The organism is Reinekea blandensis MED297 (assembly GCF_000153185.1).
GTDB classification, from domain to species: Bacteria; Pseudomonadota; Gammaproteobacteria; order Pseudomonadales; family Natronospirillaceae; genus Reinekea; species Reinekea blandensis.
In genome coordinates, this window is sequence record NZ_CH724153.1 from 431,901 (window position 1) to 457,412 (window position 25,512).

Annotated in this window: 25 protein-coding genes; 17 read left to right on the forward strand and 8 right to left on the reverse strand. The window is 51.9% G+C overall.

Annotated features, from left to right (window positions below):
- Positions 1-6: 6 nt before the first annotated feature.
- From MED297_RS16790 to MED297_RS16820, 7 genes are all read left to right on the forward strand, one after another.
- Positions 7-1,044 carry an NAD(P)H-dependent glycerol-3-phosphate dehydrogenase gene (locus tag MED297_RS16790; protein WP_008047044.1) on the forward strand — a complete coding sequence of 346 codons (1,038 nt, stop codon included), beginning with the start codon at positions 7-9 and terminating at the stop codon, positions 1,042-1,044.
- 10 nt (positions 1,045-1,054) lie between these two features.
- Positions 1,055-1,324 (forward strand): DUF4389 domain-containing protein, encoded by a 270-nt coding sequence (locus MED297_RS16795; RefSeq protein WP_008047046.1) that lies wholly within the window; start codon positions 1,055-1,057, stop codon positions 1,322-1,324.
- A complete protein-coding gene (locus MED297_RS16800; RefSeq protein ID WP_008047049.1) occupies positions 1,321-1,764 on the forward strand; it encodes a SixA phosphatase family protein in 444 nt (147 codons plus the stop codon). Before MED297_RS16795 ends, MED297_RS16800 begins: the two co-directional genes overlap by 4 nt.
- A 263-nt stretch (positions 1,765-2,027) precedes the next feature.
- Positions 2,028-2,852 carry an alpha/beta fold hydrolase gene (locus MED297_RS16805; RefSeq protein WP_008047050.1) on the forward strand — a complete coding sequence of 275 codons (825 nt, stop codon included), beginning with the start codon at positions 2,028-2,030 and terminating at the stop codon, positions 2,850-2,852.
- 112 nt (positions 2,853-2,964) lie between these two features.
- A complete protein-coding gene (gene prmB, locus MED297_RS16810) occupies positions 2,965-3,906 on the forward strand; it encodes a 50S ribosomal protein L3 N(5)-glutamine methyltransferase (protein WP_008047051.1) in 942 nt (313 codons plus the stop codon).
- Positions 3,907-3,925: 19 nt separating this feature from the next.
- A complete protein-coding gene (aroC, locus tag MED297_RS16815) occupies positions 3,926-5,032 on the forward strand; it encodes a chorismate synthase (protein WP_008047052.1) in 1,107 nt (368 codons plus the stop codon).
- A 141-nt stretch (positions 5,033-5,173) separates the two neighbouring features.
- A complete protein-coding gene (locus MED297_RS16820) occupies positions 5,174-5,548 on the forward strand; it encodes a DUF2914 domain-containing protein (protein WP_008047053.1) in 375 nt (124 codons plus the stop codon).
- 36 nt (positions 5,549-5,584) lie between these two features.
- Here MED297_RS16820 and MED297_RS16825 read toward each other — a convergent pair whose 3' ends face one another.
- From MED297_RS16825 to MED297_RS16835, 3 genes are all read right to left on the reverse strand, one after another.
- A complete protein-coding gene (locus tag MED297_RS16825) occupies positions 5,585-6,748 on the reverse strand; it encodes a cation diffusion facilitator family transporter (RefSeq protein WP_008047054.1) in 1,164 nt (387 codons plus the stop codon).
- Between the two features lie 17 nt (positions 6,749-6,765).
- A complete protein-coding gene (locus tag MED297_RS16830; protein WP_008047055.1) occupies positions 6,766-7,440 on the reverse strand; it encodes a TrmH family RNA methyltransferase in 675 nt (224 codons plus the stop codon).
- 80 nt (positions 7,441-7,520) lie between these two features.
- A complete protein-coding gene (locus MED297_RS16835; RefSeq protein ID WP_008047057.1) occupies positions 7,521-8,177 on the reverse strand; it encodes a response regulator in 657 nt (218 codons plus the stop codon).
- A 233-nt stretch (positions 8,178-8,410) separates the two neighbouring features.
- Between MED297_RS16835 and MED297_RS16840 the strand changes: the two genes are divergently transcribed.
- Positions 8,411-9,982, forward strand: a complete 1,572-nt coding sequence (locus MED297_RS16840; RefSeq protein ID WP_008047059.1) for a cryptochrome/photolyase family protein — start codon at positions 8,411-8,413, stop codon at positions 9,980-9,982.
- Between the two features lie 15 nt (positions 9,983-9,997).
- Here MED297_RS16840 and MED297_RS16845 read toward each other — a convergent pair whose 3' ends face one another.
- The 4 genes from MED297_RS16845 to flgA all read right to left on the reverse strand — a co-directional run bounded on the left by MED297_RS16845 (position 9,998) and on the right by flgA (position 13,545).
- The gene (locus MED297_RS16845; RefSeq protein WP_008047062.1) at positions 9,998-11,737 is read right to left on the reverse strand and encodes a coiled-coil domain-containing protein; all 1,740 of its coding nucleotides are present in this window, start codon (positions 11,735-11,737) and stop codon (positions 9,998-10,000) included.
- Positions 11,738-11,748: 11 nt separating this feature from the next.
- Positions 11,749-12,240: a flagella synthesis protein FlgN gene (locus tag MED297_RS16850; RefSeq protein ID WP_008047064.1), complete on the reverse strand. Its 492-nt coding sequence runs from the start codon at positions 12,238-12,240 to the stop codon at positions 11,749-11,751.
- 56 nt (positions 12,241-12,296) lie between these two features.
- Positions 12,297-12,608, reverse strand: coding sequence for a flagellar biosynthesis anti-sigma factor FlgM (gene flgM, locus MED297_RS16855; RefSeq protein ID WP_008047065.1), 312 nt, complete (start codon positions 12,606-12,608; stop codon positions 12,297-12,299).
- A gap of 130 nt (positions 12,609-12,738) precedes the next feature.
- Positions 12,739-13,545, reverse strand: a complete 807-nt coding sequence (gene flgA, locus MED297_RS21530) for a flagellar basal body P-ring formation chaperone FlgA (RefSeq protein WP_008047066.1) — start codon at positions 13,543-13,545, stop codon at positions 12,739-12,741.
- A gap of 76 nt (positions 13,546-13,621) precedes the next feature.
- On the opposite strand from flgA, the gene MED297_RS16865 reads away from it, so the two are divergent.
- Both MED297_RS16865 and MED297_RS16870 read left to right on the forward strand, forming a co-directional pair.
- A complete protein-coding gene (locus tag MED297_RS16865) occupies positions 13,622-14,578 on the forward strand; it encodes a chemotaxis protein CheV (protein WP_040557478.1) in 957 nt (318 codons plus the stop codon).
- Positions 14,579-14,630: 52 nt separating this feature from the next.
- Complete coding sequence (locus tag MED297_RS16870) at positions 14,631-15,455, forward strand: CheR family methyltransferase (protein ID WP_008047068.1); 825 nt, start codon at positions 14,631-14,633, stop codon at positions 15,453-15,455.
- A 35-nt stretch (positions 15,456-15,490) separates the two neighbouring features.
- Here the strand turns inward: MED297_RS16870 and MED297_RS16875 are convergent, their stop codons facing one another.
- Positions 15,491-16,285, reverse strand: a complete 795-nt coding sequence (locus tag MED297_RS16875) for a substrate-binding periplasmic protein (RefSeq protein WP_008047069.1) — start codon at positions 16,283-16,285, stop codon at positions 15,491-15,493.
- A gap of 358 nt (positions 16,286-16,643) precedes the next feature.
- Between MED297_RS16875 and flgB the strand changes: the two genes are divergently transcribed.
- From flgB to flgH, 7 genes are all read left to right on the forward strand, one after another.
- Complete coding sequence (flgB, locus tag MED297_RS16880) at positions 16,644-17,042, forward strand: flagellar basal body rod protein FlgB (RefSeq protein WP_008047070.1); 399 nt, start codon at positions 16,644-16,646, stop codon at positions 17,040-17,042.
- 2 nt (positions 17,043-17,044) lie between these two features.
- The gene (flgC, locus tag MED297_RS16885) at positions 17,045-17,485 is read left to right on the forward strand and encodes a flagellar basal body rod protein FlgC (protein ID WP_008047072.1); all 441 of its coding nucleotides are present in this window, start codon (positions 17,045-17,047) and stop codon (positions 17,483-17,485) included.
- Positions 17,486-17,496: 11 nt separating this feature from the next.
- Positions 17,497-18,243, forward strand: a complete 747-nt coding sequence (locus tag MED297_RS16890; protein WP_008047073.1) for a flagellar hook assembly protein FlgD — start codon at positions 17,497-17,499, stop codon at positions 18,241-18,243.
- A 110-nt stretch (positions 18,244-18,353) separates the two neighbouring features.
- Entirely contained in the window at positions 18,354-22,772 is a 4,419-nt protein-coding gene (locus MED297_RS16895) for a flagellar hook-basal body complex protein (RefSeq protein WP_008047075.1), read from the forward strand.
- Positions 22,773-23,112: 340 nt separating this feature from the next.
- The gene (locus tag MED297_RS16900) at positions 23,113-23,856 is read left to right on the forward strand and encodes a flagellar basal body rod protein FlgF (RefSeq protein WP_008047076.1); all 744 of its coding nucleotides are present in this window, start codon (positions 23,113-23,115) and stop codon (positions 23,854-23,856) included.
- A gap of 69 nt (positions 23,857-23,925) precedes the next feature.
- Positions 23,926-24,711, forward strand: coding sequence for a flagellar basal-body rod protein FlgG (gene flgG / locus MED297_RS16905; RefSeq protein ID WP_008047083.1), 786 nt, complete (start codon positions 23,926-23,928; stop codon positions 24,709-24,711).
- A 33-nt stretch (positions 24,712-24,744) separates the two neighbouring features.
- Positions 24,745-25,434 (forward strand): flagellar basal body L-ring protein FlgH, encoded by a 690-nt coding sequence (gene flgH / locus MED297_RS16910; RefSeq protein WP_008047085.1) that lies wholly within the window; start codon positions 24,745-24,747, stop codon positions 25,432-25,434.
- Positions 25,435-25,512 lie beyond the last annotated feature (78 nt).

Below are 25,512 nucleotides of genomic sequence, written 5' to 3' on the forward strand. Positions count from 1 at the left end.
AAAAACGTGTCTGAATCCTCAGGGAATCCGTCCTATCAGGTGACGGTACTCGGCGGTGGGAGCTTTGGTACTGCCATTGCCAACATTGCTGCAATGAACAACCACAACGTGACGCTGTGGATGCGCAGTGAGAAACAGGCGGAGGACATCCGTCAGAATCGTGAAAACGCCCGCTATCTGCCGGGATATCAGTTGCACAAAAACCTAACCCCGTCTCTTGATCTGAAAAGCGCCGTCAGTGGAGCGGACTATGTGTTTGTTGCCGTACCCAGCAAAGCTTTTCGGGCTGTGGTCGAAGAGTCGGTTCCGTACCTGGCGGATCACGCACGACTGATCAGTTTGACCAAAGGTATTGAACCGCACAGCTTTAAACTGATGAGTCAGATTCTGCAGGAGGCCGCACCAACCCATGAAATCGGTGTCATTTCAGGGCCAAACCTGGCTAAGGAAATTGCTGAGAACCAGATTTCCGCCACGGTTGTCGCTTCTTACAGTCAGGCTCTGAGGCAATCCATACAGGAAATGTTGAGCTGTGGCTCGTTTCGGGTCTACGGTAATCCGGATATCTATGGTGTTGAGATGGCCGGTGCGATCAAAAACATCTATGCCATCGTCTCTGGCTTGGCAACGGCGCTGGGGATGGCCGATAACACCCGTGCAGCGATTATTACCCGCTCTTTAGCGGAAATGTCCCGTTTTGCCGTTCGATTAGGGGCGAACCCAATGACGTTTCTGGGGTTGGCCGGGGTTGGAGACCTGATTGTAACCTGCTCATCTAAGCTCAGTCGCAACTATCGGGTGGGCTATTACATTGGTGAAGGCCTGACCCTGAAACAAGCCATTAAAAAGATCGGCGAAACCGCAGAAGGCATCAATACATTACGAATGGTCCATGACAAAGCGGCCGAGTTGGGTATATATATGCCATTGGTGAAAGGGTTGTTTTCAATCATCTATGAAGACATGCCCATCGAAGCCATTGCCAGTAAACTGATGTCCGGGGATCTGGCACAGGATGTAGAATTCATGTCTGCCGGAATTTAAGGAAATAATCATGGAACAAAAAGAACAGCGAGAACATCATCTGATCCGACTGCTCTATATGGTGCTGTTTTGGATTTTCCTCCGAGTCAGCCTGTTTGTAACTGGTCTGATCGCCATTATTCAATGGGTTATTCTCTGGTTTCAGGATGAGCCAATTGAGTCACTGTTAAACTTTGCCGGGTCGCTGAAGCAGTTTCAGGCTCAGATCCTGGCGTATCTGACGTTTAAATCCGAAGAGAAAGTCTTTCCCTTTACGGACTGGCCAGAGCCTGAGGAATGATGAAACTCTATCTGATGCGACATGGCGAAGCCGAGTCGTTTGCCCGCTGTGATGCCGACCGATCACTAACTCAGACCGGGCGGGCGGCCGTTGCCAGTAAAGCCCAGCTGTTTCCGGCGATCGAACGCTTGGTGGTCAGTCCTTATCTGCGTGCTCTGCAAACGGCTGACCTTCTGGTCGGTGAGGGGATGCAGGTGACGCATCGGGTGGTCGATGACCGGGTGACACCGGACTGTCCTTTGGAGCCGGTGATCAATGAGGTCATTCGTTCGGATGTCCGAGAGCAACTGATCGTTGCTCATAACCCGTTACTGTCTTATCTGGTTGCCGATCTGGTAGGCAACGATGCCCGTGGTATCGGTCTGGGAACGGCCGATGTTGCTTGTCTTGAGGCGGACGAATGGCTGCCCGGGTGCGCTCGCTTGTTGTGGGTCCGCTGAGGCAGATGAACTCTGTTATTCAAACGGCTGTTTGATCGCACACCGATCTGATAGAGTCAATGCAAATCAGTCGCATTGGACCTCATGACAGCCACCATGAACTTTGCATTCGTCTGTGACATGCCAACCTATTGTCTTCGACTCGGTGCCGGAGTCTCGACAGGGTCGTCACCCTATACTCCTAATCGGCAAACACCGCGTTGCCCGATCTTTTCCTGTGGCCTTCCCAATGCCGAAGAATTTCGACCCATGAGGCTCATTTGATGCGAGAAATATCCTTATTAGACGGTCAGGTCCGTGGGGTCATTCTTGGACAGGGACCGCAGCGCCTACTGGCGTTTCATGGCTTCCTCGACAATGCCTACAGTTTTCGGCGATTGTCAGACGCTTTACCCGATGTCGAACTCTGGTGCCTGGATTTACCAGGCCATGGTCTTTCTTCGGCGCTGCCAGAACAGGAAGGCACCTTTATTTTACAGTGGTTGCCGGTGTTAGGGCGGGCGTTAGATGAGTTGAACTGGCCGTCCTATCAGATTCTGGGGCATTCTCTGGGCGCCATACTCAGTCAGATGCTGGCCGCACTGGATCCGCGTATTACATCCCTGTTGTCATTGGACGGTCTCGGACCGTTGACAGCCTCAACCGCACAGAACCTGGATCGATTTCAGAAGCTCTACAATGCGCGTGGGAAGCGTTTTCCCATTCGGTATTACGACAGTTACGATGCCTTGATTGCATCACGTGAGAAGGGCATGTTTCCGCTCAGTCGTTCGGCGGCGGAGACCATGGCCGGACGTGCCGTCGGGCTATCTGAGCATGGTTGGTTTCATCGCTATAACCGTCGTTTGCGTGATGAAAGCCTTTGGCGGTTGTCGGAGGAAGAGGTCCTTGGATGGCTTGCCAGGATCGGCTGTCCGGTAAACCTGCTGTTGTTTGATACGCACCGCTGGGCACCGATGCGGGACGTTTTTGAGGCGCGTCAACGAGCGGTGCCCGAGCTAAACCTGCATCAGATGAATGGGTCACATCACAATCATCTGGAGCAGCCTGACGAAGTCGCGGTCTGGGTACGGCAATGTCTCGAATGACTGTTTAACCGTATTTCAGTTCCGGCACCAAGGTATTGAAGGAAACAGGGATGCTCTGGTTCGAGCGTCACGCTATACTTGCCGACCATTTTTACGGTTTTCAGGAGCAAACATGGGGTCGTCCCCGTCACAGCCATTTCCCGATCTGAGCCAATTGACTGAGTTGCGGACCATTACCGACTGGATTCGCTTTGCGGCGTCAACAATGGAACGTTACACCTGTTTTTATGGGCATGGTTTTGCCGACCCATACAGCGAGGCTCGCTTCCTGGTGTTAAGAAGTTTGTTGTTGGATTGGGATGTTCCTGAAAGCTGCTTTCAGGCCGCTTTGCTAGAAACTGAGCGAGCTCATTTGTACGAGCGCATTCGACAACGGACGGTTGAACGGGTGCCGAGTGCGTATCTGCTGCAGGAAGCCTGGTTCTGTCATGAACCCTTCTACGTCACCTCCGATGTGCTCATTCCACGTTCGCCGATTGCTGAACTGATTGAAGCTCGCTTTGAACCCTGGCTTTCGTCAGCACCGCAACGTCTGCTTGATCTTTGCACCGGCAGCGGCTGCATTGGCATTGCCATGGCACGGGTCTTTCCTGAGGCGTTAGTCGATCTGTCCGATTTAAGTGACTCGGCGGTTCATATTGCAACGAGTAATGTCGCTCAGAAAGATCTCGAGTATCAGGTTAATGCCTATCAGGGCGACTTGTTCGATGGATTGCCGCAGACGCGATACGACTTGATTGTGTCGAACCCACCCTATGTCGATGCCGAAGACATTGATGATATGCCAGCCGAGTTCAGTCACGAACCTCGATTGGGCCTGGCGGCCGGTGGCGACGGGTTAGACATTGTCCGGCGCATTCTGAGTCAGGCTCCAGACTTCCTGACTGAAGACGGTTGGTTGGTCTGTGAGGTTGGCAACAGCGCCATGGCATTGATTGAGGCCTATCCGGACGTGCCGTTTGAATGGCCGGAGTTCAGTCAGGGTGGTCATGGCGTTTTTATCATCAGTCAACGCGATCTGATTCAACACCAGTCGGCATTTAAAGCCGGCTAAGCAAAAGAGAATTTTAGCGATGTCAGGAAATACCTACGGAAGACTCTTTACCTTGACCACCTTTGGTGAGAGTCACGGTAAAGCACTTGGAGCCATTGTTGATGGTTGCCCGCCGGGCTTAGCGCTGACCGAAGCGGACCTGCAGGCCGATTTGAACCGGCGTAAACCCGGCACCAGTAAGCATACCACTCAACGCCGGGAACCGGATGAAGTCCGGATTCTGTCCGGAGTGTTCGAAGGTCGTACCACCGGGACACCCATTGGTTTGCTGATCGAAAACACGGATCAGCGCAGCAAAGACTATTCAAACATTGCCGATACCTATCGTCCGGCTCATGCTGACTATGCCTACGACCAGAAATACGGCTTTCGAGATTATCGTGGCGGTGGTCGTTCTTCAGCCCGTGAAACCGCCATGCGAGTCGCCGCCGGCGCCATTGCAAAGAAATACCTGGCGGAAACCTTTGGCATTCGCATTCAGGGGTTTCTCAGTCAGCTCGGTCCGATCAAACTGGGCTGTCCGGACCCATCGGCGATTGAGACGAATGCATTTTTCTGTGGTGATCCGGAACAATTAGTCGCTCTGGACGAGTACATGACGCAGCTGCGCCGGGAAGAAAATTCAGTGGGTGCTGAAGTATCAGTCCACGCCACCGGAATGATCCCTGGGTGGGGCGAGCCTATATTTGACCGGATCGACGCAGAAATCGCCCACGCCATGATGAGCATTAACGCGGTTAAGGGTGTGGAAATCGGCGATGGCTTCGACGTCGTGACCCAGAAAGGCACGGAACACCGCGATGAGATGACAACGGAAGGTTTCCTGAGCAATCATGCCGGAGGCATTGTCGGGGGCATCACCACCGGGCAAGACGTTCTGGTCCGTATCGCTTTAAAACCAACCTCTTCGATCACGACTCCGGGGCGCAGCATCAATCGTCAAGGTGAGAATATGGACGTCGTCACCAAGGGCCGTCATGATCCCTGCGTCGGCATCCGCGCTGTGCCCATTGCTGAAGCCATGCTGGCACTGGTCTTGATGGATCATTGTTTGCGTCATCGGGCTCAGAATCAGGGTGTGGTACCGCCGATCCCTCCCATTCCGGGACAAGCCCCGGTCAAGTGAGGTTTACGAAGTAACGGTGGCAAGACCCGTTGATTGATGGACGTCGCTGTTGCTTCCCACAGAAGCTGTCTACAATGCCGGCTACTGCGACCGGAAGTGTCTGCAGACAATCGATAATCTGAACAGAAAAGGAAGGAAACCATGAAGAAACTGTGTTTGGTTGTTTTTGCATTGATGGCCAGCTTTGTTTTCGCCGAGCCCGAAGTAGCCCGTCATCAGTTCACGACAGCCGTTGAAGACCGAGAGCCGGTTGATGCGCTGACGGATGCGATGAATATCAACCCAATGTATTACTTCACTGAGCTGAAAGGCTTCGAAGGAACCGTCGTCACGCATCGCTGGATGTACAATGGCGAACAGATGGCCAATGTAACCTTTAACGTGGGTGGCCCGCGCTGGCGCGTTTACTCTTCCAAACAGCTGTTGCCGGAGTGGGATGGGGATTGGACGGTTGAAGTGGTCGATGAGCAAGGGCAGGTGGTTGCCAGCGATACCGTCTCCATCATGATCGAATGATATCCGGTTGATACCTTCACCTTAAGAATAAGCCGGTCAGTGACCGGCTTTTTTCTGATTGTTATCCAGTGGTGTCGTGTTGCTGATTTCCAGTAGAACCTGGACTCCGCCAATCCACTCGACAGTTTCGATCAGGTCTGCCGTTCGTTCACTGGCAAGCTGAGCCTGGTTTTGACTGTGATAAATCAGGCAGACAAACACCTGATCCTGATGATAGTGCAAATCCATACGCTCGGGCGCTGGTATGCTTGCGGTGTCCAGCTGCTGGCGAAGTTCATGGCGTTTCGGCATGAGTTGAGTTTTTTGTTGATGCTGGTCCGCTTCAAAATCGATGTGCAGGGTCACGTCTTTGACTTCCGAATGCGTTTTTTTGAGCTGGCTGACCGCATAATCATTGATTTGATGGGCTTCCGATACAGAAATTCTGGGAGCCAGCTGGATATGGGCATCGAGAAAAACGTCGTTCGCCATCAACCGAGAGCGCATATTGTGAACGTCGATGATATCCTGGATGTCGTTGAGCGTGTTCATATAGGCATTGGTTTGCTCTTCTGAAGCACCGCGGTCAATCAGATCCTGCAGCGCATTCCAGGCCAGTTCAGCCCCCATTTTTGCAATCAATAACGCCACGCCGATTGCTGCGATGTATTCCACCCAAGGCCAGCCGGCAAATCCGGCAATCAATCCCACCAGAACCACAATGGATGACAGACTGTCGGATCGGGAATGCCAGGCGTTCGCCTCGAGTAAGGCCGAGTTGGTTTCTTTGGCTTTTCGATGGGTGTACTGGAACAGCGCTTCTTTACTGGCAATGGAGATCAGGACGGCAATCACCGCCGTCCAGTGTGGCACCGGGAAATGACCGGAAAGCAGAGCCTGAATGCTTTCAATGGCTATGCCTCCGGCCACCAGAATCAGTACCGTACCGAGTACCGCGGTACCGACCGTTTCATAGCGGGCATGGCCGTAAGGATGGTCCTGATCCGGACCCTGACTGGCAACATTCCCAAGAAGCAGTGCGAGTATGTCGGTAGCCAGATCACTCAGGCTGTGAAATCCGTCTGCAATCAGGCCTGGAGAGCGGATGGCAAACCCAACGCCAAGCTTTAGTATCGTCAATAGGGTATCAACCAGCGTGCAAAGCCAGTTGACCCGGTTAATGATGCGATAGCGTGTTTGCGTGTCTGATGTTTCCGCCATAGTTGCTGAACCTTCGTTTAGGACTGTCGATATTCCGGACCTTGTGGAGGAATCATATCACCGTCCTCATCCAGCTGAGGATACGGCAATTGACGAGCATCACAGAACGCCGCCATTTTGGGGTGGAGCCAGCGGAACAGCGTGTTGTGGTAGGTTGAGTCCTGATCTGGCAACTGCGTATAGGCCTGTTGTGCCATTCGCTGATGCATGGCTTCCTGCAAGATGATGCCACTGGCGACACTGACATTCAGGGACTCGCAGGCACCTACCATCGGAATGATCAGATGTTCATCGGCCGCGTCCGCGGCTTCAGGGCTGATGCCATACTTTTCAGCACCCAGAATCAAGGCAAACGGACGGGTATAGTCAGCCTCACGATACGAGATTGCACGGTCCGACCAGTGCGCCGCATACAGGGCCATACCCGCGTTTCTGAGGCTTTGAATTCCCTCGCTGAGTGTTTCGTAAACGATCACATCAACAAAGCGACTCGCTCCGCCAGCGGTGTGGTGATAGACCAGACGACCGCGTTCGGGTTTGACCATATGTACCGTCGGAATACCGACAGAATCTGCCGTGCGCATGATGGCCGAAACGTTTTGAGATTTATGGACTTTGTCGGTCAGAATGGTCATGTCGTTCTGACGTTGGTTCAGAACCTGTTGAAACTTCAGATAGCGGGATATAGGCATGGATGGTGGTGCTGTACGGGTAGTTATATAAGGCCCGCCAGTATACCAGAAAGGTAACGATGGGCCCGAGAGTCGGTTAGTTACTCATTCACATTGAGGTACTGATTGAATATTGCGGCTTGGGTGCGGTTAAAAATGCCCAGTTTGCGGAAAATTTCCGATACATGGGTTTTAACCGTGGTTTCCTTGATGTCGAGTTCATAGGCGATCTGTTTATTCAGATAACCCCGGCTGATCAGACTGAGGACATGCTGTTGTTTAGGCGTCAGCGATGCCAGTTTCTTCATGGCATCAATGTCGTCATCGATGTCCTGTGGGTCCTGAATGCCCTCAAGCGAAAAGAAGCGTCCACCTTCTAACAATGTGTTCAGCGCATTGACCAGCGATTCCAGTTCCATGGACTTGATCAGATAGCCCACCGCTCCTGCGGAGCGTACCTTGCGCATGGTTTGACTGCTTTCATTCGCGGTCACGACGGCAATGGCGGTTTCCGGGTGTTTCTCCCGGAGTTCGATCAGCCCCATTAACCCGACACAATCGGGCATTTTCAGGTCGAGTAATATCAGATCGATATCGCCTTGATCGGCGGCGGCCAGCGTATCGGCCAGTGTCTGCACCTGTTGAATACTGATCGTATGGCGTGTTTGGCCTAACGCCTCGGAGAGGGCTTGCCGGAACAAAGGATGGTCATCAGCGATCAGGATATTAAGCTGATCCGAGAATATTGTAGAAGTCATGTTTACAGCATCGATTCAGGCTGCCCAAGGTTGGCAGCGGATTTTATTGTTATTGGGCCGGTGTCTCGGTTGAACCTCAAAACGTTATTTGCGCATGGGAACAACAAGGGGTGTTTTATCAGAATTGCCGGGTAAAGGAAAGCTGACATCCTCTCCTGCCTTGGGATGAGAAGGCAAACCGTTGCCGTTAAACGCCCGTATTAGGTTGTAATGTACTCAATAAGAGCTGTTTGATGCGTTCTGACCAAACCACCTATAAAACCCTGCGCCTGATTCTCGGTGACCAGCTCAATGCTCACCATTCCTGGTTTCGACGTAGTGATCCTGAAGTGCTTTACGTCATCATTGAGTTGTCACAGGAACTGACTGTGGTTCAGCATCATGTTCAAAAAGTAGAAGCCTTTTTCTTAGCGATGCAGTTATTTGCTGACGCGTTGGGCAAAGCGGGTCACCAGGTGCGTCATTTGACGTTGGATGATACTCAGGGCGACGACAGTCTGGACGACTGCCTTAGTAAGCTGATTCGTGATCATCAGGTTCAGCGATTCGAGTATCAGCAACCGGATGAATACCGGCTTGAACAACAACTGCGGTTGTTTTGTGAGCAGCAGAGCATTGCACATGAGTGTGTGGACTCGGAACATTTTTTCCTGAACCGAGAGGCGTTGGCGACGCTTTTTAACGCTGGGACTTCACATCGGATGGAAGCCTTTTATCGAAACATGAGGCGTCAGTTCAATGTTCTCATGGAGGGTGAAAACCCTGTTGGCGGTCAGTGGAACTATGATGCGGAAAACCGGAAAAAGCTGAAAGCCGCTGATCTGGTCGATTTACCCGAACCTCTGGTGTTTGCGAATGATGTGAGCGAGGTGCGCAAACGATTGGCTCGTCACCATGTACGCACGATTGGAGAATCGATGCCGCATTGTCTTTGGCCGGTGACGCGCACGCAGGCGAAATCTTTGCTCAGCTTTTTTTGTGCTCACTGTTTGCCTTACTTTGGCCGGTTTCAGGATGCGATGACCGCTGATGCCGAGGAGTCCAAACGGTGGTCGTTGTATCACTCCCGGTTGTCGTTTGCTCTGAACACGAAAATGCTGCATCCGGCTCAGGTGATTCGTGAAGCGGTGAACTGTTATGAGCAGTCCGATGGACAAATCAGTTTGGCTCAAATCGAGGGTTTTGTTCGTCAGATCTTAGGGTGGCGGGAGTTTGTCCGTGGAATGTACTGGGCCAATATGCCTCAGTACGGACAGTTGAATGCGCTGCAAGCTGAGCGAGATCTTCCGCAACAGTATTGGACCGGCCAGACCCGTATGCGCTGCATGTCATTGGCGATCGGGCAGAGCCTGTCATTTGCCTATGCCCATCACATTCAAAGGCTGATGGTGACCGGAAACTTTGCCCTTTTGGCCGGTATAAATCCGGACCAGGTCGACCAGTGGTATCTGGGAATTTACGTGGATGCCATTGAGTGGGTGGAAATGCCGAATACCCGTGGCATGAGCCAGTTTGCCGATGGCGGCCTGGTGGGCTCAAAGGCTTATGCGGCGAGTGGTCAATACATTCAGCGTATGTCGGACTATTGCGGGGGATGTTATTACCGGGTTCGTGAAAAAACCGGGCCGCGAGCTTGTCCTTTGAATCCCATGTATTGGCATTTTATGCATCGGCATCAGGATGCGTTTCAACAGAACCCTCGACAAGCGTTGGTTTACAAAAACTGGCGTCGGTTTAGTAAGGATGAGCAGCAGGCGATTTTAAGAGAAGGGGAGCGTTGTCTGTCGGATATTGAGTCTTTATAAGCAGCCAGGCTGCGATCAAGACTCTGGCTCCTGATCCAGTTCAATGTCTGTCATGATCGGTACGTCATCGTCCTCAAGCAGGGTATCTGTGGTTGACTCCGGACGTTGTTGGCGTTCTTGTTCGAGATCAGTTTGTAACTGATTAATCTGCACCTGCTGCTTTTTATTTCGATCGTCCAGCAGGTTGATTTGCCGCATCAGACCCTGAATGTCGCTGATAAACTGTTGCAACAGTGCTTCCATTTCTTCTAAATCTTCATCGCTGTTAGGTCGGGTCGATTCAGAGTCTGAGTCCGCTGCTGCGGGGGAGGAGAGAGCGGCTTCCAAGCGCGCATTCAAATCTTCGATTTCGGTTTCGAGCTGTCCGATTAGGGTATCGGACTCGGTTAAAAAACCTTCCAGGCGGGAGATTTCAGTTTCCTGTTTGTTCAGGGCTGTCTCCAGGTCACTGCCACCGCGCATGTCTTCTATGATGTCTCGAATGGAGTTCATACCTTGCTTTTGCCCAGCTGAAGTATCGCTCAGTTCGCTGAGTTTCGCCGCTAACAGGTCGGCCTTGCTTTGATCAAGTTTGTCTTCCAGTCGGGCTTTGTCTCGACTGGCTTGTGACAACTCAGATTCCAGCACAGCGATGCACTGATTACTCTGTAAAATGATGTTTTCCAGACGGGCAATGTGGGCTTCCTGTTCAGCGGCAACCGCTTCGGGTGCCTCGCCATTTTTAAGCCGGGTAATGGTCTCTTTGATGGAAGATAAGGTATCGGTCTTCGCTTCTTCCTGCTCTCCGAGTTCTTTTAATGGTGCCAAGTCGATTGTGTCTGAGGCGGTGCCCAGATTTGATAGTTGGTTTTCAAGCGTTTGAATCTCAGCATTGGCCGCACTGAGTTCTTTTTCCATAAGTCCAGAAGCGATATCGGCACTTTTGATGTATTGCTCCATGTTCGCCAATTGAGTTTCCAACAGTGCGGTGTACTCATCACTGCCAATGGTGGCACCCGATTGCTGCAGTTCCAGCTTCAGTTTGTTAATGGATTCATGCAGATCAAAGTTGTCGCATTTGAGGCGGTAGATTTCATCTTCATAAAGCCCTCGGCTTGGGGTTTCCAGAAGATTATCAGAGGGTTTGTTAATCGTTTTTAAATTTTCCAGCTCATCTTCCAGCTGTCGAATCCGTATTTTGGCATCTTCGAAAAGACGTTGGGCTTCACCCAGATCATTTTCAAGCTGACCGGTGTAACGTTCTTCTTCAGCATTGTCGCGTCGGTTCTCCAGTGACTGCTGATGGCTGGCCTGATCGGACTGTAAGCGACTGATCGCTTCTGTTGCCAGCTCTTCCCAACGCTCTTCGCTGATAGCGCCACTGAGCAGTTCCTTTTCCAGTTCAAGAATGCGTAATCGTAACCATTGTGCAGACTCATCCAGCTCAATACTGTTGAGCAGGTCTTTTGCCATGGGATGGTCTTCGTGAAGTGAAGCTATCCGCTCTTCCAATTGTTCCGGAATGGTTTTACCGGCGGACTTGACCGTCTCGGTCAGCGATCGGTTTTTGCTGAGCAGGCCTTTGTTGGATTCGCGCAAAGCGGCCATTTCTTTCTGTTTTTCCTGTTGCCGGCGAAGTTTTTCAAAGCGCATTTCTTTGAGCAAGGCGACGAGGACGTTGTACAGCCGACCCTTATAGAACAGGAAAACATTGATGATGATATACACCACCAAAAACTCTCCCAGGATAAACAGTGTTAACGGGTCGATATACATAGGTAACTGCCTTACACCTGTTCTACCCAGCCTTGAGCTGCCTGACTGGTCTGTTGACCTTTCGCGGAGTAGGTGTCCGAACGGCGACCAAGGTTATGGAAAATCTGCTGTTTGATCTGATTACGTCGAATCAACTCTTCCAGGATGGCTTCATTGGTTTTGTTCAGTGCTTGGTTTTTGATCAGGCTGTTTTTTAACTGAGTCCAGTCTTTGAGTATAGACTCTGCCCGTTCGGGTTCCAGACCCAGGCGATACAGGTAAGACCTGAGGGCGCTGTAACTGGGTTCGGTTTTGTGAGTTTCGCAGAAATGAAGGATGGTTTTCTGATAGGCCGAGAGCTGTTGAATAAGGAGCTCTTTCTGTTCCAGTAGGCTGGTCACCGTGTCTTTTTCTAACGAGGTGAGGGCGTGTTTTTCCTTCTCCAGAAGGTCGCTGAATTCCTGAGCAACGCTAGTGGAAGCGCGCAGGGTCTCCTGCAATTGTGAAAGCTCTTGTTGATTCATGTTCACTGCCTCTGAGTCGGGCTGCGCGGTGCAGTCCGGCCGCAGTGAACATGGAATCAGAGTCCCGTTTCAAAACGTCGGAAAGCAGCCGCGAGCTTGTCATAATCGATCTGATACTCGCCATTCGAAATTGCATTTCGAATGCGGTCGACTTTGTCCTGATCGATATCCGGCATCTGATTGACTCGGCTTTCTACCGCTTTCAGAACCCGGGCGCGATCGGACAATTCAACCACGTCATCTGACTGTTTAGCAGATTCCGTGCCATTGCCGCTTTTTGCATTTGCCAGTGATTCGGCATCCGCGTTCTTCTGCGTTTTGTTGGCATTCACCTGAGTATTGGTGGGGCCATTGATGTTGATAGGCATGAGGTTGTCCTCTCTAAATAAACTTGTCTGTAGGTGTTAACGGCGAATTTATCAGGAACTTTAATGTTTTTTTTTCGTATTTCTGCAAATTAATTCAAAAGGCCAGTGTCTATCTGGCCTGGATCGCTGTTCAAAGATCGCTCCGTTTAGTAGAAACCACCCCTTTACGTATCACCCAGGCACGAACCGTTTCATCTGAGGACAGATTTCTCACCGGTATCTGCTCACCCAGTGCGCCATCTTTCAGGGCTTCGCCTGTGGTTGTCACTGTCAGTGCGCCGCGACCTGAAATAACGGTCACCCAGTCACCCCGGGCAATCAGAGACGGGGCTTCTACCATGTAAGGGGTGATGACCTGGCCAGCTTTCACCGTTCGACGCAAGGCGTACCCTTCAATTTTTGCCGCTTCCAGGAAATAGCCCTGGCGAAGGTCGCCGATGTCCCGACGTTGCAGGCGCAGTTGACCGACGGCAACATTGTTGTTGCGATCGAGTGGTCTTGCAGCAATAACGACGGGTTTGAAAATCTGAACGGCTATGGGCAGGTAGGCCTGCCAGGCGGGATCCGGGCAACGAATGTTCAGGGTGTTGCTGCCAGCTGCAACATCGCCACGCCATTCGAACTGGAGCGGAGTCTCACATCTTTTCTGATTCAAAATGTGTTCCGGGTAGTTCATCGAGTAGGTTCGATCCGATTCGGGTACATCGGGATAATGGACCGCCAACTCGGAAGCGATGAACTGATGTATCTGTGGCATGTGGTCAATGGAGTCCGCAATGGCCCCTGGAGCGCTGATCAGAAAAGCGACAGCGCTCAGTGCCGCCCCTGTTTTTTTAATCAAACCGGGTAAAAATCCGGCTCGGTCGGCCGATAACGAATAAAATAGTGTGGCATTGCGGTTGTCGAGCCTGATTTGCCGGCTATGCTTATGTCTCATAAAAAGTCAGTATTCTGGCACGCAAAGGTCTGTAGCGGGTTGCTGCAATTGCTGTGCCGGCTTTATGGAGTCCGTTATGTCCGGAGTAATGGAAAGCGTCAATCAACGCACCCAGATGGTGGGGCAAAATCGCCTCGAGTTGCTGTTGTTCCGCCTGAGCGGGGAGCAAATCTACGGCATCAATGTGTTTAAGGTGAAAGAAGTGCTGCAGTGTCCGAAGCTGACAAACATGCCGGGCAGCAGCTCCGTCGTTCGTGGTGTGGCCCACATTCGGGGTGGGACCATTCCCATTCTGGATTTGAGCCTGGCGACCGGAAATCCGCCTATTGAAAACCTGGCTGAACGGTTTGTCATCATTACTGAATACAACATTCGGGTGCAGGGGTTTTTGGTACACGGTGTTGAACGTATCATTAATATGAACTGGGAAGACATTCAGCCACCGCCTAAGGGCACCGGTCACGAGCACTACCTGACTGCTGTGACCAAATATAACGATCAGTTGGTTGAAATTATTGACGTTGAAAAGATTCTTGCCGAGGTGTCGCCGTTAGATGATGATATTTCGGAAGATCTGGTGACGGAAGAAATCACCAAGCGAGCTTCAGAGGTCGAAGTTCTGATTACGGACGATTCTAAAATTGCCCGCAAACAGATCTGCAAAACGCTGGAGCGTATTGGGTTTAAAGTGGTTCAGTTTAATGACGGCAAAGAAGCGCACGACCACTTGTTGTCTTTGATTGATCAAGGCATCAAACCGTCAGACAAGTACCCCATCGTCATTTCCGATATCGAAATGCCGGAGATGGATGGCTATACCTTGACGGCTGAAATTCGTAATAATCCTCAACTGCAGGATCTGTACGTCGTTTTGCACACGTCATTAAGTGGCGTCTTTAATAAGGCGATGGTGCAAAAAGTCGGCGCCAATGACTTCCTGGCAAAATTCCAACCGGATATGTTGGGGCAGCTGGTGATCGATCGGTTAACGTCTTTGGGTATCGATTTGCCACCCAGTGAAGGTGAAGCCTGATTAATGCAACAGGCGCCATAGATGCAACTTAATAAAAAAGGCTTAAAAAGGAATGTCTGACGTCACTGCCGGGTATGACGAATTTTGCGCGTTTCTGGAAAAGCACAGTGGAATCTGTTTGGGTGCCAGCAAACAGTATCTGGTGTCCAGTCGCTTGCGACGCCTGCTGGCCGAAAACGAACTTAAGAATCTGCATGAGTTAATTCGACGCATTCAGTCACCGTCTCAGTCCCGGCTTAAAACGCAGGTGATTGATGCGATGACGACCAATGAAACACTGTGGTTCCGGGACAATCATCCTTTTCGGATTCTGCAAGATCGGTTGTTGCCGGAGTTTTATGGCCAAAAAGCCTCCAGGCCGCTGCGTATCTGGTCTGCCGCTTGCTCAACCGGCCAAGAGCCGTACTCCGTGTCGATGGTGATTAACGATTATAAAGAACGTAATCGGGTCTTCTCATCTGGCGAAAAAATCATCGCAACGGACATTTCCCCCTCGGCAATCGAACAAGCCAAAAGTGGGGAGTATGCAACGCTGGCCATCGGTCGTGGTTTGGACCCGAATAATCTGAAAAAACATTTTCAGGAAGTGCAGGGCGGTCGATTTCGGGTGAACCCGAAAATTGCAGCGCCTATTGAGTTCCGACTATTGAACCTGCAGGACAGCTACGCGTTGCTCGGCAAGTTCGATATCGTCTTCTGTCGAAACGTGCTCATCTATTTTACGGCCGAATTTAAAAAGGACATTCTCACCCGCATTCACGCTACGCTGAACCCCGGTGGCTACTTGTTGGTAGGGGCGTCAGAAGCCGTGAATGGCTTGTCAGACCTTTATGAGATGGTGCATTGCCGACCGGGTATTATCTACCGTAAGCGCTGAGTACAACGTCATTCTTCCCAAAAATACGGCAATGATCAGATGTGGACACCGTACTGATGATCGATGCGGCGTTTTTCGGTCTGGTATTCGGTCGACTGAATGCGCCCGTCTAAATACTGCACGAGTTCTGCGGCATCATCTCGTTGTTTACTGATGCCTATATGAAATGGGATCAGACTGTTGTCGATAAAGGTTACCGGCTGCTGTTGCGCTTTGTTTGTCAGATTCAGGGTTTTGAGCAGATGTGAGGCTTCTAAAGACGACATGACCAGAAAGTCTCCTTCGCCCCGACGTAACAGAACCTGCATCATTTCCTGTTGATCGGAATACAGCGATCGTCGAATGATCGGTGGAATGTTTTCCGTTTCCCAGTCAGTATCCTGCTGACCAACGAGCGTGAAAGTTTTCAGGTCGTCCCAGCTTTTGGCATTGATCAGTTCTGCTTTTCTGGGATGGTCGTGACGAAACACCAGATTGCCAAAGTTCATCGTAAAGAGAGGCGTCTGTGTAAACAGAGCATAGGCTTTACGAGTGTCTGAAGGGTAGGTACAAAACGCATCAGCAGCGCCTTCACGAACCATCCATTGAGCTCGCGACCAGGGGAACAACTCGACGCGGCAATCGAGTGACTCTGATGACGCGCAGCAGGCCCGGACCAGATCTGGCAGATACCCACCTGAGTCGCCTGAGGCCGTTTGATAACTGATCGGTGCGCTGTCTGTTGCTGATGCAAAACGCAAAGTGGACTGGGTGCTGCCAGCAACGTTTAACGGGTATAAGGCTGTGAGTAAAAAGCCTTGCATATAGCCGAGAAAGTCTCGCCGGTTCATCGTGGTTGTTTCCTAGAATATCTGAATTGCCAGTTTAGTTGTTAAAGCCTGTGGTTGCCTGCTCTTCGGACGTAGTCGACTTGCCTGACTGTCTCGCAGGGTAACAGGCTCCAAGCGAGCGCTTAAGTCGTGCGACACGGCCTTATCTCGAGTTATGACTGGTCTGAACCTCTGCTGATTAATCGGAAATACTGTGAACCGATTCTAAAGCGGAACCCCGTTGCCGGTTTCATCAGGGGGCTCCGGTTTATCGACTTCTATCCTTGCTAACCCACTGAAAAATATAGGTTTTTTATATTGGCACCGGGATTGCTATATCCCAGTAAGTCTTAAAAAAAGCGGCAATAAGGGGCAACACATGTCAGCACTCGGATTCGAAAACTCTCTGGGCATACACGATAACGCTTTACTGGTGCGTTCAGAACGCTCCTCCGTGCTGGCAAACAATCTGGCCAATGCCGATACCCCAGGGTTTAAAGCCCGGGATATGGACTTTAAAGCCATTCTTCGCGGCGAGGTGGAAAAGCAGCAGAGTCTGGAAATGGCGGAAACCAACAGCCGGCATATTCCAGGACGACAGCACGAAGGCTGGGAAAAGCTCTATCGGCACCCGCTGCAGCCATCCATTGATGGTAATACCGTAGAAGAGAACGTAGAAAACAAAGAGTTCACAGAAAACGCGATGAGCTATAACGCCAGTTTTGAGTTTCTTAACGGCAAGTTCAAAGGCCTGACCGGCGCGCTTCGAGGAGAATAATCATGAGTTTGGGTAATGTGTTTGACATTTCCGGATCCGGCATGAATGCGCAGTCGATCCGGCTGAACACCACCGCCAGTAACCTGGCGAATGCGCAGAGCGTCAGCTCGAGTATCGATGAAACGTATCGTGCACGTAAGCCGGTGTTCCAGCACATCCAGTCGCAATACATCGATCGCTCTCTGGTGCCGGTCGATATGGACTATGACGTCGGCAATGGCGTGGAAGTGGCGGCCATTGTTGAAAAAGACGCGCCACTGGAAATTCGGTATGAACCAACCCATCCGATGGCTGATGAAGAGGGTTATGTTTATTACCCCAACGTCAATGTGGTCGAGGAAATGGCGGACATGATGTCGGCATCCCGCAGCTTTACGGTGAATGTGGAGGTCTTCAACACTGCGAAGACACTCATGCAGAAAACCCTGACCATGGGTAAATAAGGAGAACCGTCATGACGGATGTGAATAACGTCAATTCGGCCTTGGGTCAATATGACATCGGCAATAAGAAAAAAGAGGAAACGTCCAACGACGAGTTGGGTAAAACCGAGTTTCTTGAGCTGATGATCGCCAAGCTCAACAATCAAGACCCGTTAAAGCCACAGGACGATGCTCAGTTTATTGCTGAGCTGGCTCAGTTCTCCACGGTTGAAGGCATTCAGAATATGAGTGCCGGGTTTGAAGAGCTTGCAACGTCTTACAAGTCTTCTCAGGCCTTGCAAGCCAGTTCCTTAGTTGGTGGTGCTGTCACCATTGATGGTAACACCAGCAGTAAGTTACGCCATGGTGAGTTGGTGTATGGCAGCGCTGAGATTCCGTCCGGCAGTGACAATCTGTTTTTGCAGATTGAGGATTCGACCGGTCAGATAATCGAAGATGTGCCGCTGGGTTATCAGCCCAATGGTGAGCTCACCTTCAAGTGGGATGGTGCCAATCTTGAAGTGAATGGCGAACTGGCGGACATCGATTACAGCAAGTTCGAAACCGACGAGAACGGCAACATTATTCCGCATCCGGCTGGTGACTATACGTTTCGAATTCAGGGCAGCGTGGTGGGGCAGGCTCAGGTCATGGATGTGTCCATGTCTGATCGCGTTGACTCGGTGACGATCCTTGGTAACAACGATATCCAGTTGAACCTGGCCAGCGGCGAAACTGCCACCATGGCCGATGTGAAACAGATTAACGCCGTCTATTAATCCTAACCGATAGACGGTTTGAACAGCGAAGCACAACAGAAAGGGTTTCATCCCGTGGCCGGGTTCGGTCTCGGCTGAATACCGGGTCAGACCAGAAGAGGTAACCGCACATGAGTTTTGGTTCAGGTTTGAGTGGCGTTGCCGCCGCCAATAAAGATTTAAAAATCACGGGTAACAACATTGCCAACGCCAGTACGACGGGCTTTAAGGCCAGTCGGGCTGAGTTTGGCGACGCTTACACCACTTCGATTCTGGGCATGGGACAAGACCCGATTGGCTCTGGTGTCAATGTCAACAACGTGGGCCAGAAGTTCGAGCAGGGCAATATTTCTCAGACCAACTCTGTGCTGGACCTGGCAATTGACGGCAACGGATTCTTTGTCACAGAGTATCCGAACAACTCAGTGACCTACACGCGCTCCGGTATTTTTGGTATCGACAAAGATGGTTACATCGTCAGTAACCAGGGTGCGACACTTCAGGGCTTTGGTGTCAATGAAAACGGCATTGTCTCCGGTATTCTGACGGATTTGCGTGTGGATGCCGGCAGTCAGCCTCCGCGTGGAACCCACGGTGTGGAAGCTCAGGTGAATGTACCGGCGGGTGCTAATGTGCTGCAGTCCATCGGCTCAACGACCCGGACCACCGGTCTGGCTGTCGGTGTCGCTCAGGTAGGCCCGGCGCAGGATACGACGACGACACTGACTCCAATCGGCATTCCAACAACCGAAGGTACGGCCTCACAAATTGTAGGCGGTCCGATTGGTTTCTCAGGAACGGTACCGGGGATCAATTTCCCATGGCAGCCCAATACGTCTCAAGCATCATCGACCATCGACTTTACGCTTCAGGGACCGAACATTAACGGAGGGTTGTCGCCTCTGACCGCGACCGTTCAACCATTTTCCGATTCCATTATTTATGACGATGTGAATGATCTGGTGTCTTCCATTAACGCCAGCATTAATGGCGACCCGGACCTCGCGGGTAAAGTCCAGGCCGTTGTGAACAACTTTGGCGGTATTACTTTTGAGACCGCAGGCACCTATGCGACTGATGGTACCAACATCGTGTCCATTGCCGATAACGTGAACAATCTCTCTGATCCGGAGTATCTGAACTTCGGCAGTACGGGCGTTACCTTTGCGGGTAACTCCGTGGCCGGACTGAACATAACCGGTGCGGATACCGGCTCCCGGTTGACGGGTGGTCGCAACCTGAACTCACTCGATTCCACGGTGAACTTCTTCGATGGTGCGGCTGTCGCCGGTCAGGATCTTGTTTATAACGTCAATATTGGCGGCACTTTGTTTGCTAATGAGACCTTCACGTTCAATGCGGCCGGTTACGCAACTCTTGGTGCGTTTGCTGCCGATTTGAACGCACAAGCGTCTGCAGGGCTTCAGGCGGAAGGCCAGTTCCAGATTAACGCCGGGCGATTGGAGTTCCAGGTGACCGGTGCCGGTAACCTGGGACCGACCAACGTGTCCGTGACGGCGGTATCCACTGGGACCACCAGTGCTATCACTATGGATGAGCTGGGTATGACCGGCAATGCCATCTTCCCTCCAACGTTGACGGAAGGTCAGGCGCAGAACAACTTGATCCAGTTTGATGTGGATGGCTCGATTTCTAACCTAACACTGTCTGCCGTGAATCATGCAGACCACGACTCATTGGTCGCCGATATTAATGCGCAGATCACCGCCGCCGGTGCCCCGTTGGCTAACGAAGTTGAGGCGTATCACGTCGGTGGTGTACTGCACTTTGCACGCATCGATAACCCCACCGTGGGCGATACGTTAAACGTTAACTTTACCGATGGCGCTTTTGTTGAAGATCCGTTAGCTGAGTCCTATATGGGAGTCGATTCTCCTACGCAATACACCACACCACAAACCGTGTCGGCGGTTGCCGGTCTGGACTTGTTTGCTAACGATGGTTTCATCGATCTGACTTCCGACCCGGGTGCCAATGCCACCGTGCAGGCGAACAATCAAACCAATCTGGAGTTCACCGATCAGGTGCCTGGTACATTGACGCAGTTAACGAGCTCCGTTGCATTGCCTGCAGCACCGATTGAAGCGACCGCTCCGGGTGGCACGGTGATGGATTTCTCGATGAACTTGGGGGGTGTGACCAGCAACGTGACGTTAGCGGTCCCAGCCGGTGGTTGGGCGACAACGAATGCCTTTCTGAACGACTTTGAAAACGCCGTAAACTCGCAGCCCGCCTTTACCGCCGCCTACGGTTTGAACTCCGTCAGTGTGACGGCCGATGCGGTGACCAACCGGATGGAAATCACAGCTGATGATATGGGCATTGGTCCACAAACGATCAGCATTACCGATGTGGGTAGTACTTCGACAGTGACGCCAACAACCTTGGGCATTGCGACAAACTCCACACCGCAACCCACCACTGTTTTGGGTGAGGCTGTCATTCCATTTGATAACCAGATTGAAATCTCAATTGATGGTGGCGCCGCTCAGCGCCTGACCATTCCGGAAGGTGTCTACACTACCGAGAATGAGCTGGTCGAGCAGATTCAGAACCTGATTTCGTCGAACCCGAATCTGGCCGGTGAAGTTTCGGTCTCCCATGTGAACGGCCGACTGATTTTCGAACGAACGGATACCGGGGCATTCCCGCTTGACATAGACGTCACTGGTACGGCGGCATCGCTGGCGAATCTGGGAATGACCAGCACCACAAAAACGCTGGGTGAAGAACCGATTGATCGCAGTCATTCGTTCCGTATCAATCTGACGGTACCACTGCCTGATGAAGAAGGCCGTTCCGGCTCGGTAGCGATCAGCCTCGATGAAACCATTTACTCGGTTGATCAATTGGCGGCGGCGATCAATCGTGAACTGGCCGCGGTACCGGAAGATGAGTATATCGGCGTTCGAGCCATTGTTGGACGCGACGAAAACGATAACGAAATTTTGGTTTTTGAAGCCACTGAAGGTGGGGAAGCGTCGCAGATTTCGATCACCAACATTCAGGCGCCCGGTGATGATCTGGATGTTGAACAGCTTTATGCCTTGCTGCAATCGGACCAGTATGAATCTGAGCTGTTAACCATTGGCGAACCGGCGATTACTAACGGTTATCCTGAACAGAGTTTTGTTCTGCTGGATGAAGAAAACGACGTAAGGACCAACATCACCATCGATGAAGGCACACAGGCGTCAGCCATTGCCTCTCAGCTGTCTGCAAATGCCGGTGTGACGGCCACTGCGGAAACCGATGTCCGGATCTTGGCAGAAGACTACGTCAACGGCGGTGACATGGAGCTGTACATCAATGGCCAGATCATTGAAGCCAACACGTTCCAGGGCATCGTTGATGAAATCAACAGCTATTCCGGTACATCATTGAACAGCATCAGTGCTGACCTTGATGATGAAACCGGTGACATCCTCATCAACTCCAGTATCGGTATTGATATCTCGGTCGCTATTGAATCGCCTCGCGAGCAGGACGGCTTAACCGTTCAGGGTTATACCGGCACACCACCGGTCACACTGGGGCGGGGCGCGGACGCTGAAACCAATGCGCGTATTGGTGGCTATGTGGATATCGTCCTCAACGAAGGCTACACCATGACCGAGCCGGACCCTCGTGTCGCGGGTCTGTTTAACGGCCTGACCGAGTCCAGTTTCGAAGAGTACGTGATCAACGAGTTTAATCCGGACGATCCGGAAACCTACAATGAGTCGGCCTCGTTAACGGTTTACGACTCATTGGGTAACCAGCATCGACTGCAGCTGTTTTATGTGAAAGATCCGGAAGATCCGGCTCGCCCGCAGGCTTTGAACAGCTGGACCGTCTATGCACAGATCGACGGTGAGAATGTCGGTGACCCGGACGCCAGCCTGCCGTTCCCGGAAAACATTGAGCCAACCTATGCGGAGTTCAAACTCTACTTCAATGCCGACGGAACGCTGGATGAAGAGAACACCGGTGAATGGCTGATTTCCAACTGGGATCCGGTGGACGAAAACGGCGATTCCAACGGTGCTTACACATCGTTGAACGTGGCTGAAGGCGGCAGCTTGCCCATACCCGATCCCAACACCAACTCGAACTTCTCCGTCAGCTTTGGTGGCACCACGCAGTACGGCGGACCGTTTGCCCGCTACAACTTCCAGCAGGACGGCTACGCCAGTGGTCGACTGAAGGATCTGGAGATTGACGATGATGGTACCATCTATGCCCGTTACACCAACGGCGAAGCGCAGGTCCTGGGGCAGGTGGCATTGGCATCCTTTGCCAACATGGAAGGGTTAAATCCAGTCGGGCAAACCGAGTGGCAGGAGAGCTTTGAGTCCGGTGATGCCACCATCGGCGAGCCGGGAACCGGCTTGCTGGGCACCTTGCAGTCAGCCGCGCTGGAAGATTCAACGGTCGACCTTTCCGAGCAGTTGGTGCATCTGATTATCGCGCAGCGAAATTATCAGGCCAGCGCCAAGACCATTGAAACGGCCAACGCGGTGACTCAGACGATTATTAATCTGAGGTAATCCGCTAAGGGCTTCGAGCGGCGAGCTACGAGATGAGTGTCGCCGCTTCGAAGTCATTGGCTTGGTATTAATTTGGCGGCAATCCGGCTTGCCGCTTTTTGGTTTAGTGGCAACGAATTTCCCCATTCAAGCGGTTGTTGTATGCAGTGCAACCGGAAAACTGATTACCCGCAGCCCGCAGCCCGCAGCCCGCAGCCCGCAGCCCGCAGCCCGCAGCCCGCAGCCCGCAGCCCGCAGCCCGCCCTTACTGACTGCTGAAAGCTAACAACTAAACACTTTCTCTTAAACTGGCACACCTTTCGCTATCTAACTTCTGACACTTATTTTCAGGAGGCCGGATATGGATCGTGCTATCTACATTGCGATGACAGGCGCCAAGAACAACATGATGGCGCAGACGTCACATTCCAATAACCTGGCGAACGCCCGAACCTTTGGTTTTAAAGCCGATTGGGCTCAGGCGCGCGCGATCCCGGTGTGGGGCGAACACCATCCTTCCCGAGCCTTTTCCATGACCGAACGTCCAGCGTCCGACTTTAATGACGGCGCCCTGATTGAAACAGGCAACGAACTGGATACCGCCATCACCGGCGATGGTTTTTTTGCCGTGCTTGATGCCGAAGGGCAGGAGGCTTACACCCGTCGTGGTGATTTTTCAGTGACACCATTGGGTGAGTTGATCAACGGTGCGGGCGAGTCAGTGATCGGCGAAGGCGGCCCGATTGTGTTGCCGCCGTATGAAAAAGTCGAGATCGCCGGCGATGGCACCATTTCAATTCGGCCGGCCGGTGCCGGACCTAATGAAATGATCGCCGTTGATGCACTGAAAATAGTGAACCCAAACTTTCAGGATTTTGAAAAGGGCACAGACGGTTTGTTCCGTCCTGTCGAAGGCGCGCCGATTTTACCGGACGATCCATTACTGAGTGTTGTGTCCGGTTTTGTTGAAGCGAGTAACGTGAACTCCGTTCATGAGCTGACCAACTTGTTGGCATTGAACCGACAGTACGAAACGCAAGTGAAGATGATGAAGACTGCCGATGATGTCTCTAGAGCATCCGAGCGGATTCTGCAATTGAGTTAAACAATCGATTTGTTTCAGTCGCTGCGCACACTGAACCGAACGTCGCAGCAGGCTTGAGAGGGTAACAATATGCACAAGGCATTATGGGTCGGAAAAACGGGTTTGGAAGCGCAGGACATTGCGCTGTCGACCATTTCCAATAACCTGGCAAACGCGGCAACCACGGGTTACAAAAAAGAACGGGCGGTCTTTGAAGACCTGATTTATCAGGTGCAGCGGCAGCCCGGTGCACAAAGCTCACAAAATACGCAGCTGCCTTCGGGTCTGCAGTTGGGTACCGGGGTTCGAACTGTTGGCACGCAAAAGCAGTTTGTCCAGGGCGATCTGAACATGACGGAACAACCGCTGGACATGGCGATTAACGGCCGCGGTTTCTTTCAGGTGTTGATGCCGGACGGCAACATCGCTTATACCCGAGACGGTACTTTTCACCTCGATGCTGAAGGTAATGTGGTGACGGCCAATGGATACTTTCTGGAACCCAACATTCAGGTACCGGAACAGACCAAAACCATCACCGTCGGCACCGATGGCATCGTGACTGCGGTCTCGGCCGGGGACAATGATCCGGTCGAAATCGGCAATATCGACATTGTCGACTTTGTTAACCCGGCCGGTTTACAGGCTATCGGTAATAACCTGTTTCTGGAAACGGCAGCCAGTGGCGCTCCGGCAGAAGGCGTCCCCAGCTTGGACGGTTTCGGTTCCATCATCCAGGGCGCACTGGAAAATTCGAACGTGACGATTGTGGAAGAAATGGTCGATATGATTTCGACCCAGCGTGCCTACGAAATGAATTCAAAGGCGGTCAGTACTGCCGACCAGATGCTTGGATTCATTACGTCGAATCTCTAAGTACGCAGAATAACGGCTAAGGGGGCCAGTATTATGTCAATTCTCAGAAATTTGCTCATAGGGCTGACAGCGGTGATCATGACCGGCTGCGGTTCCATGCAGATTGCGAACCTGCCGTCCCCGCCGCAGCCGGGTGATCCGGAGTTCGCACCGGTACCGTCTGATTCACTGGTGCCACCACCGAACACCGGAGGCTCGCTCTATGCTGATGCTTACGGCATGAGTTTGTACGGGGACAAAAAAGCCCGTCGGGTGGGTGACATCATTACGGTATTGTTGGATGAACAGACGCAGGGCAGCAAATCGTCAGCGTCCAACACCAGCAAGACCAGTGAAGCTACGATCTCGGCCCCCTCGGTGGGTGGTATCGGCCCGATTGATCAACTCGGCGCATCGATTCAGGGGGATCGCTCGTTCAGTGGACGTGGTGATGCGGATCAGTCGAACTCTCTGTCTGGTAACATCACGGTCACGGTTTCAGAAGTTCTACCCAATGGTGTCTTGCGCGTTCGCGGTGAAAAGTGGATCACGCTAAACAACGGGTCCGAGTTCATTCGCATTCAGGGCATGTTACGTCCGGATGATATTAACCTCGATAACACTGTATCCAGTCAGAAACTTGCCGACGCGCGCATTTCATACAGCGGGGCCGGTGCCATCGCTAACTCCAGCAAACAGGGCTGGCTCAGCGCTTTTTTTAACTCACCGGTCTTTCCGTTCTAACGACACAGTGATTCGGTGGTAATAAGAAGATTGGAGATTGTGTTCGCTACATTGAGAACAAATCACCAAACTTCATGT

Coding starts and splice junctions, on each gene's coding strand:
- MED297_RS16795 (WP_008047046.1), top strand. CDS start 1,055: ATGGAACAAAAAGAACAGCGAGAACATCATCTGATCCGACTGCTCTAT.
- MED297_RS16800 (WP_008047049.1), top strand. CDS start 1,321: ATGATGAAACTCTATCTGATGCGACATGGCGAAGCCGAGTCGTTTGCC.
- MED297_RS16805 (WP_008047050.1), top strand. CDS start 2,028: ATGCGAGAAATATCCTTATTAGACGGTCAGGTCCGTGGGGTCATTCTT.
- prmB (WP_008047051.1), top strand. CDS start 2,965: ATGGGGTCGTCCCCGTCACAGCCATTTCCCGATCTGAGCCAATTGACT.
- aroC (WP_008047052.1), top strand. CDS start 3,926: ATGTCAGGAAATACCTACGGAAGACTCTTTACCTTGACCACCTTTGGT.
- MED297_RS16820 (WP_008047053.1), top strand. CDS start 5,174: ATGAAGAAACTGTGTTTGGTTGTTTTTGCATTGATGGCCAGCTTTGTT.
- MED297_RS16825 (WP_008047054.1), bottom strand. CDS start 6,748: ATGGCGGAAACATCAGACACGCAAACACGCTATCGCATCATTAACCGG.
- MED297_RS16830 (WP_008047055.1), bottom strand. CDS start 7,440: ATGCCTATATCCCGCTATCTGAAGTTTCAACAGGTTCTGAACCAACGT.
- MED297_RS16835 (WP_008047057.1), bottom strand. CDS start 8,177: ATGACTTCTACAATATTCTCGGATCAGCTTAATATCCTGATCGCTGAT.
- MED297_RS16840 (WP_008047059.1), top strand. CDS start 8,411: ATGCGTTCTGACCAAACCACCTATAAAACCCTGCGCCTGATTCTCGGT.
- MED297_RS16845 (WP_008047062.1), bottom strand. CDS start 11,737: ATGTATATCGACCCGTTAACACTGTTTATCCTGGGAGAGTTTTTGGTG.
- MED297_RS16850 (WP_008047064.1), bottom strand. CDS start 12,240: ATGAATCAACAAGAGCTTTCACAATTGCAGGAGACCCTGCGCGCTTCC.
- flgM (WP_008047065.1), bottom strand. CDS start 12,608: ATGCCTATCAACATCAATGGCCCCACCAATACTCAGGTGAATGCCAAC.
- flgA (WP_008047066.1), bottom strand. CDS start 13,545: ATGAGACATAAGCATAGCCGGCAAATCAGGCTCGACAACCGCAATGCC.
- MED297_RS16865 (WP_040557478.1), top strand. CDS start 13,622: ATGTCCGGAGTAATGGAAAGCGTCAATCAACGCACCCAGATGGTGGGG.
- MED297_RS16870 (WP_008047068.1), top strand. CDS start 14,631: ATGTCTGACGTCACTGCCGGGTATGACGAATTTTGCGCGTTTCTGGAA.
- MED297_RS16875 (WP_008047069.1), bottom strand. CDS start 16,285: ATGAACCGGCGAGACTTTCTCGGCTATATGCAAGGCTTTTTACTCACA.
- flgB (WP_008047070.1), top strand. CDS start 16,644: ATGTCAGCACTCGGATTCGAAAACTCTCTGGGCATACACGATAACGCT.
- flgC (WP_008047072.1), top strand. CDS start 17,045: ATGAGTTTGGGTAATGTGTTTGACATTTCCGGATCCGGCATGAATGCG.
- MED297_RS16890 (WP_008047073.1), top strand. CDS start 17,497: ATGACGGATGTGAATAACGTCAATTCGGCCTTGGGTCAATATGACATC.
- MED297_RS16895 (WP_008047075.1), top strand. CDS start 18,354: ATGAGTTTTGGTTCAGGTTTGAGTGGCGTTGCCGCCGCCAATAAAGAT.
- MED297_RS16900 (WP_008047076.1), top strand. CDS start 23,113: ATGGATCGTGCTATCTACATTGCGATGACAGGCGCCAAGAACAACATG.
- flgG (WP_008047083.1), top strand. CDS start 23,926: ATGCACAAGGCATTATGGGTCGGAAAAACGGGTTTGGAAGCGCAGGAC.
- flgH (WP_008047085.1), top strand. CDS start 24,745: ATGTCAATTCTCAGAAATTTGCTCATAGGGCTGACAGCGGTGATCATG.